The organism is Nostoc sp. CCY 9925 (assembly GCF_963920935.1).
GTDB lineage: Bacteria > Cyanobacteriota > Cyanobacteriia > Cyanobacteriales > Nostocaceae > Nostoc.
Genome location: NZ_CAWUDO010000191.1, coordinates 1 through 7,771, shown reverse-complemented (window position 1 = coordinate 7,771; position 7,771 = coordinate 1). Strand labels below are relative to the sequence as shown.

Annotated in this window: 8 protein-coding genes and 2 pseudogenes; 8 read left to right on the top strand and 2 right to left on the bottom strand. The window is 39.2% G+C overall.

What is annotated here, in order from left to right:
* The first annotated feature begins 143 nt into the window (after nucleotides 1-143).
* The 7 genes and pseudogenes from ACM0OY_RS38770 to ACM0OY_RS38740 form a co-directional block, all read left to right on the top strand.
* Nucleotides 144-1,265 carry a Mu transposase C-terminal domain-containing protein gene (locus ACM0OY_RS38770; protein WP_414574025.1) on the top strand — a complete coding sequence of 374 codons (1,122 nt, stop codon included), beginning with the start codon at nucleotides 144-146 and terminating at the stop codon, nucleotides 1,263-1,265.
* Nucleotides 1,262-2,395, top strand: coding sequence for an AAA family ATPase (locus tag ACM0OY_RS38765; RefSeq protein ID WP_414574024.1), 1,134 nt, complete (start codon nucleotides 1,262-1,264; stop codon nucleotides 2,393-2,395). The genes ACM0OY_RS38770 and ACM0OY_RS38765 overlap by 4 nt, the downstream gene beginning before the upstream one ends.
* Nucleotides 2,385-3,566, top strand: a complete 1,182-nt coding sequence (locus ACM0OY_RS38760) for a TniQ family protein (protein ID WP_414574023.1) — start codon at nucleotides 2,385-2,387, stop codon at nucleotides 3,564-3,566. The genes ACM0OY_RS38765 and ACM0OY_RS38760 overlap by 11 nt, the downstream gene beginning before the upstream one ends.
* Before the next feature lie 33 nt (nucleotides 3,567-3,599).
* Entirely contained in the window at nucleotides 3,600-3,992 is a 393-nt protein-coding gene (locus ACM0OY_RS38755) for a helix-turn-helix domain-containing protein (protein ID WP_414574022.1), read from the top strand.
* Between the two features lie 140 nt (nucleotides 3,993-4,132).
* A pseudogene (locus ACM0OY_RS38750) lies at nucleotides 4,133-4,546 on the top strand (transposase); the annotation flags it as partial.
* The gene (locus ACM0OY_RS38745) at nucleotides 4,543-4,800 is read left to right on the top strand and encodes a hypothetical protein (RefSeq protein ID WP_414574021.1); all 258 of its coding nucleotides are present in this window, start codon (nucleotides 4,543-4,545) and stop codon (nucleotides 4,798-4,800) included. The pseudogene ACM0OY_RS38750 and the gene ACM0OY_RS38745, both read left to right, overlap by 4 nt.
* A gap of 92 nt (nucleotides 4,801-4,892) precedes the next feature.
* Nucleotides 4,893-5,126 (top strand): annotated as a pseudogene (locus ACM0OY_RS38740) (hypothetical protein); the annotation flags it as partial.
* A gap of 61 nt (nucleotides 5,127-5,187) precedes the next feature.
* On the opposite strand, the gene ACM0OY_RS38735 reads toward ACM0OY_RS38740, so the two are convergent.
* Nucleotides 5,188-6,321 carry a ParB/RepB/Spo0J family partition protein gene (locus ACM0OY_RS38735; RefSeq protein ID WP_414574020.1) on the bottom strand — a complete coding sequence of 378 codons (1,134 nt, stop codon included), beginning with the start codon at nucleotides 6,319-6,321 and terminating at the stop codon, nucleotides 5,188-5,190.
* Between the two features lie 2 nt (nucleotides 6,322-6,323).
* Nucleotides 6,324-7,136 carry a ParA family protein gene (locus ACM0OY_RS38730; RefSeq protein ID WP_414574019.1) on the bottom strand — a complete coding sequence of 271 codons (813 nt, stop codon included), beginning with the start codon at nucleotides 7,134-7,136 and terminating at the stop codon, nucleotides 6,324-6,326.
* Nucleotides 7,137-7,329: 193 nt separating this feature from the next.
* Between ACM0OY_RS38730 and ACM0OY_RS38725 the strand changes: the two genes are divergently transcribed.
* Nucleotides 7,330-7,563, top strand: a complete 234-nt coding sequence (locus ACM0OY_RS38725) for a hypothetical protein (RefSeq protein WP_414574018.1) — start codon at nucleotides 7,330-7,332, stop codon at nucleotides 7,561-7,563.
* The last annotated feature ends 208 nt before the right edge of the window (nucleotides 7,564-7,771 follow it).

The following is a 7,771-nucleotide window of genomic DNA, read 5'->3' as shown; positions in this document are numbered from 1 at the left end:
GTTGTTAGCGATCGCACCTTTTTCACCCAACCTCACAAAATCGCGTTGCTCCCCCTCGTCATGGTGACCGTCCTTTTGAAATTTGTCATATTGACCATACACAACTAGATATTGAATTAGTTTGTTCCCGAACAGGTCGGAATTTGGGCAGACCTTGGGCTACGTTGTTAATTGATGCCAACAGCAGGCGTATCCTCGGTATCTACTTCACATTTGATGAACCGTCATACCGCTCCTGCATGATGGTACTGCGAATTTGTGTTCAACGCTTTTCTCGCTTCCCAGAAACGATTGTGGTAGATGGCGGAGCAGAATTTGGTAGCACTTATTTTGAAACACTTCTGGCTGCCTTTGGATGTACTAAAAAGCAACGACCTGCTGCCAAAGCCAGGTTTGGTTCAGTCATTGAACGTATTTTTGGAACTACTAATACTGAGTTTTTTTATAACTTAAAAGGCAACACCCAAATTACTAAAAACGTTCGAGTTGTTACGAAGTCAAATAATCCAAAAGGTCAAGCAGTTTGGACATTAGATGAACTCTATGAATATTTTTGTGCTTATAGTTATGAATTCTATGATTCTAAGGAACATCCGGCACTCTTACAAAGCCCACGCCAAGCCTTTTTAGCTGGACTAGCTTTGAGTGGCTCTCGGACTCATAAAAAGATTTTGTACGACCAGAACTTTAAAATATTTACTCTGCCCTCAACACCTAAAGGAACAGCAAAAGTTCAGCCAAGTCGAGGAGTAAAAATCAACTATCTTTATTATTGGGCAGTAGATGATTCGTTTATCAATCCAGAAGTTGAAGGCACAAATGTACCAGTGCGTTACGACCCTTTTGATATGGGAACAGCCTATGCTTATGTCCAAGGACAATGGGTGCGCTGCATTTCTGATTATTACAAATCATTTCACAATTGCTCAGAGCGAGAAGTCAAGCTAGCCAGCTTGGAATTGCACCGTTCCAGACAAAAAATATCTCAAGTAATTACGATTTCAGCTAAAGAAAAAGCAGCTTATTTAGAATCAGCTGAAGCTAAAGAAGTGTTGTTATTGCAACGACTGCATGACCTAGCGCGTTTAGATGTTCATTCCCTAATTGAAGGCGAACGAGTTGGTCAAGACTATCCCCAAAATATTAGATTAACTCAAGAAAATTCCCTACCTGATGCCAATTTAAATGCTCCCAAAGATGAATCAGTTATTTTAGAGCAGTTAGAAAATATTGAACCTTATAAAAACGAGGAGTTGTGGAGATGAATCAGGAGCGACCATTTCCCGAAGGACTCCTTTTACAATCAAGCCAGATAAAAACGAGTTATTTCAAGAGTATTACTGTTCCTCATAAAAATCTCAAGACAGCTCTGGATACTTTATTAATTAATGTTTTGGAGCCAGCAGACACATTAGTTTTCTTGGTTTTTGGTGTAACTGGTGTCGGTAAAACAACGTTACGCCTGCGTCTGGAAAAGTTGTTGTTAGAAGAATTTCTACCTAATTTACAAAATAATCTCGGTCAAATTGCTGTTGCGGGTATTGAAGCTATCCCCGCAGAACGAGGAAATTTCAGCTACAAAGATTATTACACTCGCGCCTTAGAAGCCCTGAAAGAAGTATTGGTTGAATACAAAGTTAATTATGGTTTAACTGAATCAGATGATCCTGGATTAAAACATGATTATCATGTTGATGGCAAAGATTCACTCGCGTTGCGTAGAGCAATGGAGAAAGTGTTTCGTTATCGTCAGCTAAAAGCCTTCACAGTAGATGAAGCTCAACATTTGTTGATGATATCTGGTGGACACCAAATGCTGCAACAAATGAATTGGATTAAATCAATTGCTAATCTAACTGGTACAGTACATATTTTGTTTGGTACTTATGAATTACTCAACTGTTCAACTCTCAACGGACAAGTAGGACGACGCAGTGAGGATATTCATCTTTCACCATATCATGCTGATAAGCCGGAAGATGTTGCCGAATTTATAAGAGTAATTAACACCTTTCAACGTCATCTTCCCTTAGAGAAAGAGCCAAATTTAGAAAAACACTATGAATATCTTTTAGCAGGTTCTGTTGGTTGTGTGGGTATTCTGAAAAACTGGCTAACTCGTTCACTGCGAGTGGCGTTAGCTTCCGAGGCTAAGACTCTCACAACTTCTCATCTTAAACAGAGTGCAATGGGAGATTCTCGTATCAATAAAATTCGCTCGGAAGCACAGCAGGGTGAACGTCGCTTACTTGAGTCAGGTGGTCTATCTATTGGCTTAGAATCCTTGGATGTTAGTAACAATCAAGCTATTAACAAATCATCCACAAGAATTGGTCGTGTTGGTCAACGTAATCCCAAGCGGGATGCAGTAGGGATGAAGCAATATGACAGTTAATTTTGGTACGACTGATGAATTATGGAACTTGGAGCCACCTAAATTTTTGCCACGCAGCCGTTTGTTTCATCAGCTACCAATTGGTGTGGGTACGCCTCATGTAGAAAGCCTGACTAGCTATGTTTCTCGTTTAGCTGTTGCTCATAGCGTATCAACAGGAACTTTATTAGCGATTGAAGTAGGGCCATTAATTAAAACAAATTATCTTCTTAATAGGAAGAGCATCGTCGCAATTTATGGTCAAGAGTCTGTGAGAGCTTTAAATGGCATTCGCTTGGGAGCTTTGCAGCTAGTTCAGGCTTTAGAAACACTTACTTTACGAACTGATTTGCGGTTTTTAACGATGCTGACTTGGGCTGAAGTTTTTCCAGTTCTGGGATTGCTTAAACATAAACAAGCTTGGTGTCCTCTTTGCTTACAGGAGTGGTTAGAGAACCGAAAGGAGATTTACTTACCCCTGCTATGGGCGTTAAATGTTATCAAAGTTTGTCCATACCATTATCAACCTTTACAATCACAATGTCCCCACTGTCAGGTTCAATTTCTACCTCTTTGGCGTACTTCTCGACCTGGATATTGTTTGAAATGCTCTGGCTGGTTGGGCAGCAGTAAAGATGCTAGGGATGGAGAATTGAATTTTCTAGAAACCAATGATGAATTGCAGTGGAATATTTGGGTAGCAAATACTGTAGGCGATTTAATCGCTCAAGCTCCTTATCAACCTTCTCCATTGCCTAGAGAAACGATTAAAAAATCGTTAGTCTTTTTCGTGAATCAATTTAGCAATGGTGATGTTTTAGCTTTTGAGCAGTTAATAAAACTATCCAACTCAGAAATAGCTCAATGGTATTCAGGTACAACAATTCCTACACTAGATAAACTTTTAAAAATCTGTTATCAACTAAAAACCTCTCTTATCGACTTTCTTCAAGCACAGACCCTACCGCAATCTGGTACTAACCAAGTTGCTTTATGTCCCAGTTCTCGACAAAGACAACCAACTGTTACATCACAAAGAAACAAAACGCGAATCCGCTCCTTACTCACAAGTGTGCTGAATCAAAATGAATATCCTTCACCTTCTGTAAGAGTTGTAGCCCGACGCTATCATGTTGGCGGTGCTACTCTCTACTACTATGCTCCAGATTTACAGCGAATTGCAGGTAGATAGAGTACACTAAACGCTACTGTATCAATCAGGACTATGAAAGCTTACTCCATCGACTTTCGAGAAAAAATAATTAACGCTTACTCTCAAGGCGATACCTCAATTAGAAAAATAGCTTCTAGGTTCGATGTCAGTAAGGCTTTTGTACAAAGGCTGCTTTTACTCAAAAGAACTCAAGGTCATGTAGAGCCACAAAAGCAAGGTGGAGGGATGAAGAGTGATTTGGATAAGCATAAAATTGAGCTAGCTCAAATGGTAGAAAAATATCCAGATGCAACTTTATCTGAATATTGTGAATATTGGGGACAGACTTACGATAAATGGGTAAGTACTAGTGCCATGTGTCGCGCCTTGCAAAGACAAAAGTTGACACAAAAAAAAAGACCCTGCGTAGTAGTCAATGTGCTACGGAAAGAGTCCAAAAGCTAAGGTGCGAATTTTGGGAGAAAGTTAAAGCTATAGACCCGGAAAACTTGGTTTTCATCGATGAAATGGGTGTTTTACTTGGCTTAACACGAACTCATGCTAGAAGCCTATGCGGTTAAAGAGTATATGATTTAAAACCATTTTATAGAGGTGCGAAAGTAACGGTTATTGGAGCAATAAGCTTAACAAAAGTTTTAGCTGTCATGACGATGAATGGCTCAATGGATGGAAATGCATTTGAAGTATTTATCCAAAAATGTTTGCTCCCTCAATTATGGGTGGGTGCTGTAGTTGTTATGGATAATGTGCCATCTCACAAAGTAGCTTCAATTGAACCATTGATTCAATCAAAGGGTGCCAGTGTTCTCAATATGTCACCGTATTCTCCCGATTTTAATCCGATTGAACTTTGGTGGTCGCAACTTAAAGCTTTTTTACGTCAATTCTCTCCAACCACAACAAAAATGGTTGATATTCTTATTGCAACTGCTCTTGATTTAATTAATCCGAAACATCTAAAAAACTGGTTCACAGCCTGTTGCTACTGTACTTCATGAACCTGCAATCCGCTGTATGTCGGGCTATTTCTGCTCGTTACTGGGATGACAAAAAACTTCTTCAACAACAGACTATTGAGCGGGGCATTAGTGAAGTTAAACGACTGGCTCCAGAACTTGCTGCACAAGGAATTACTCCTAGTGTTAAAAATCTTGCCAGTGTTATGACTCATCCAGAAGCTTTATGGCGCGAAGAGGTTCTCCAAACTTTAAACGAGGTACGGCGTTCTTTTGGTGAATTGCCTGAAGGATGACTCAAATGATGATGGCTTTGAGTCTAAGATTGCCTGAGTCCAATTAAAGGATAAGCTTGCCGTTGCGGCAAACAATTCCTTTAAGTCACAGGATAATACCGTTTGATGAATTGGCGGAAGATTTTTTGCAACATTTGTGGACGAACTATTATCGCAAGTATTTGGTATCAGAGAAGTTGGCAGGAAATACAGTCGGGAGCAAAATTTGTCGGAATCCGGTAATTTGGGATAACCTTTACGTTTCAGCGCAGAGTTATCTGAATCAACACTTAATCAAGATGGTTAGCTCAAACAACAAGCGCGAAGAACTGAAATTGGCGAATTAATATTGTGGAGGCGTTGCTCAATTGAGCTATGCCGCAAGCGGCATAGCTGTGAGAGTTATCACTATTTTTGTTTGAGTACTTCTTCAACTTCTGCTAATTTTTGGCGTAATAGTTGTTGAAACTCTATTAATTGAGATGGCTCTGCATTCTTTAGCGATTCTACAGAAACTTTTTGTAGACGATGAGATGTTTGTATTAATGCTTTATTAACAGTTGTCGGTTTAAAAGCTTGTATTTGAGATGCTACTACTTCAGCTACTAATTTTCTTGTAGCAATAACAGATAGTTTTTCCTCGATCACTTTATGCGTAGTTTGTTCTCTAATTAATTTTGCTTTATCTTCAGTTAGCCCTAAATTTTTTGCAGAAAGTTTATGCAATGCCAGTGCGTGAACACCTTTAAGTCCACTTCTTATAGCAACTTTTAAGTCCTCTGGTAAGGCTAGCATAGGAAAAACATTGGCATCAATTGAAGCTGGATTTAACTGTAAGTCTAGTAATATTCTTAACACTGCCTTTTCTGATTCACTTAAATCTAAAATTTCTAGTGCTTGCTCTTGTTCTGTTGCACTAGCTGTAATTATGTCTACAACCGACTGTATTCGCTTTTGTGCATTTAAACGCCGTATAACTGTTGAAAGAATACGTGGAACATCTTGTAAATTTAATCCAGTAACTGTAGATAATTCGCGTACTATTGCCTCGGCTTTATCAAGAGGATTAAGATCCTCTCGATGAAGAGAAGTTAGCAGAGCTTTGCGATGTAAACTTAAGGGTTCTGAGATTACAACTGCTTGTATTGTTGTCCAGCCTAGAACTTTAGCACTGCGCCAGCGGCGCTCTCCATCAAATATCAATAAATGATTAGCTCTTTGAATTAAAATAATTGGTTGTAACTGTCCATCGCTTCTAAGAGAGCGAGACATTGATTTAATACTTTCTTCTAGAAATGTTTGTCTAGGTTGTTCAGAATTTGGCTGAATTTGTTCGAGAGGAATTGTTAGTACTCCTGATTGAGACTGAAGTTGTTTTCGCAATTCTTCAAGTTGTGCTTCTAAATGCGTAGAATTTTGTGAACGCAGTTCTTCAATATCTGCTCTTAATCGCTGTATTTCTTCCTCTGCTTGAGATAACTGCTGAGATTGTTTAGCACCTGAAAAATAATTTGTAAGATTAGTACTATTACGAGCGCACATGATTATTTACTCTTTTTATTTGTTTTAGGCTTTCCAATTAGATTTACAAGATAAGAACTAACCTCCTTAAAATCATCTTTGGCTGGATGTCCAGGACGATAAATATGTAATGGTAACCCTTGACCACTAGCATTGACAAATTCTGCGCTATCTCTAACTGGCAGAAAAGCCCGAATTTTCATTTCTTTTAAGTGTTCAGGTAATGCCGCAAGCATTTGTCGATGGGTACTTCTCCTTGCATCATATTGATTAGGTACAAAACCTAGAATTTCTGGAGCAGGGTTTAAACGCAAGTGCTTGCAATGGTAGTAGTACCACTCTAATAAATGTGCGGCCCCTTGAATTGATTTTGGTTCTAACTGTACAGGAATAATCATGTGTGTAGAAGCCGCTAAAGCTATTAAAGGTAATGGGCCTAAAGTAGCTGGGCAATCAAAAATAATTACATCATGCATTAAGGGATAATCAGTTAAACAATCTGCTAATAGGTAGGCTCCCCGTTTATGAAGAACAAGTTCATCTGCTGTTTGAGTTAATATCATTCCTCCCTGGCATACAGAAACTTTGTTAGTGTACTGACTCCAACATGGGGTTAATGGCCAAGCACCATCGAATTTATCTTTAAGAACCGCTGCTAAGGTTTGTTCTGGCTCTGGTAAAGTCAATCCACAAAATAATGTCAACGAGCCTTGGGGATCGAGGTCTAGCAAAGCTACATTATATTTACGTTTTGCTAGCTCGTAAGCTAAATGAACCGAAAGTGTAGTTTTTCCACTACCCCCGGCATTACTAATTACTGCTAGTCGAATTTGCATACTTTTATTTTGATAGCTGTTTCAAAAACCTACTTTAACGCCTCGACATCATATATCAATATATGATGCTTTAAGCTATCTACCTTTAATATCTCGATATCATATATCAATATATGAGGTGTTGAATTACGCACTCTCAGCATTTGATTGTTTGTTTATAGCATTTTTACAAATAGCTGTCCCCAGCAGTTTCATGAAATCGACTAGGCAACCATCTAAACCACTCAAACAAGAGCCAAAGGCTGATAAATCTCAGCCACAGATTATTCTAAATTCTGCTGATGAACCAACAGAGCGACAAGCAGCTCGATATCAGCCCATCTCTGCTTCTGATGAGCGACCACTGCAACAAGTCAGCGAGGATGCGATCGCTGACACTATTAACCCAGAACAAAAGTCTAAACCAGCCAGAGCATCAAAACCTTGAACTCAAAAGCCAGAGTTAAGAGATCAGTTTCAACACATCAAATTTTTAGACTGTAATCAACCAGTAGGACGAGTGTTTTTTGAGTGTTGGCATTGTCAACAGGGGATAATTAGCGAGTTTAGGGGAGAGCCGATCATGGGAGAGTACAAAGGAAGACCTTCCATTATTCTGGTAAACGTGGAATGCCCCAACTGTGGTAAAACCGCAA

Coding starts and splice junctions, on each gene's coding strand:
- ACM0OY_RS38765 (WP_414574024.1), top strand. CDS start 1,262: ATGAATCAGGAGCGACCATTTCCCGAAGGACTCCTTTTACAATCAAGC.
- ACM0OY_RS38760 (WP_414574023.1), top strand. CDS start 2,385: ATGACAGTTAATTTTGGTACGACTGATGAATTATGGAACTTGGAGCCA.
- ACM0OY_RS38755 (WP_414574022.1), top strand. CDS start 3,600: ATGAAAGCTTACTCCATCGACTTTCGAGAAAAAATAATTAACGCTTAC.
- ACM0OY_RS38745 (WP_414574021.1), top strand. CDS start 4,543: ATGAACCTGCAATCCGCTGTATGTCGGGCTATTTCTGCTCGTTACTGG.
- ACM0OY_RS38735 (WP_414574020.1), bottom strand. CDS start 6,321: ATGTGCGCTCGTAATAGTACTAATCTTACAAATTATTTTTCAGGTGCT.
- ACM0OY_RS38730 (WP_414574019.1), bottom strand. CDS start 7,136: ATGCAAATTCGACTAGCAGTAATTAGTAATGCCGGGGGTAGTGGAAAA.
- ACM0OY_RS38725 (WP_414574018.1), top strand. CDS start 7,330: ATGAAATCGACTAGGCAACCATCTAAACCACTCAAACAAGAGCCAAAG.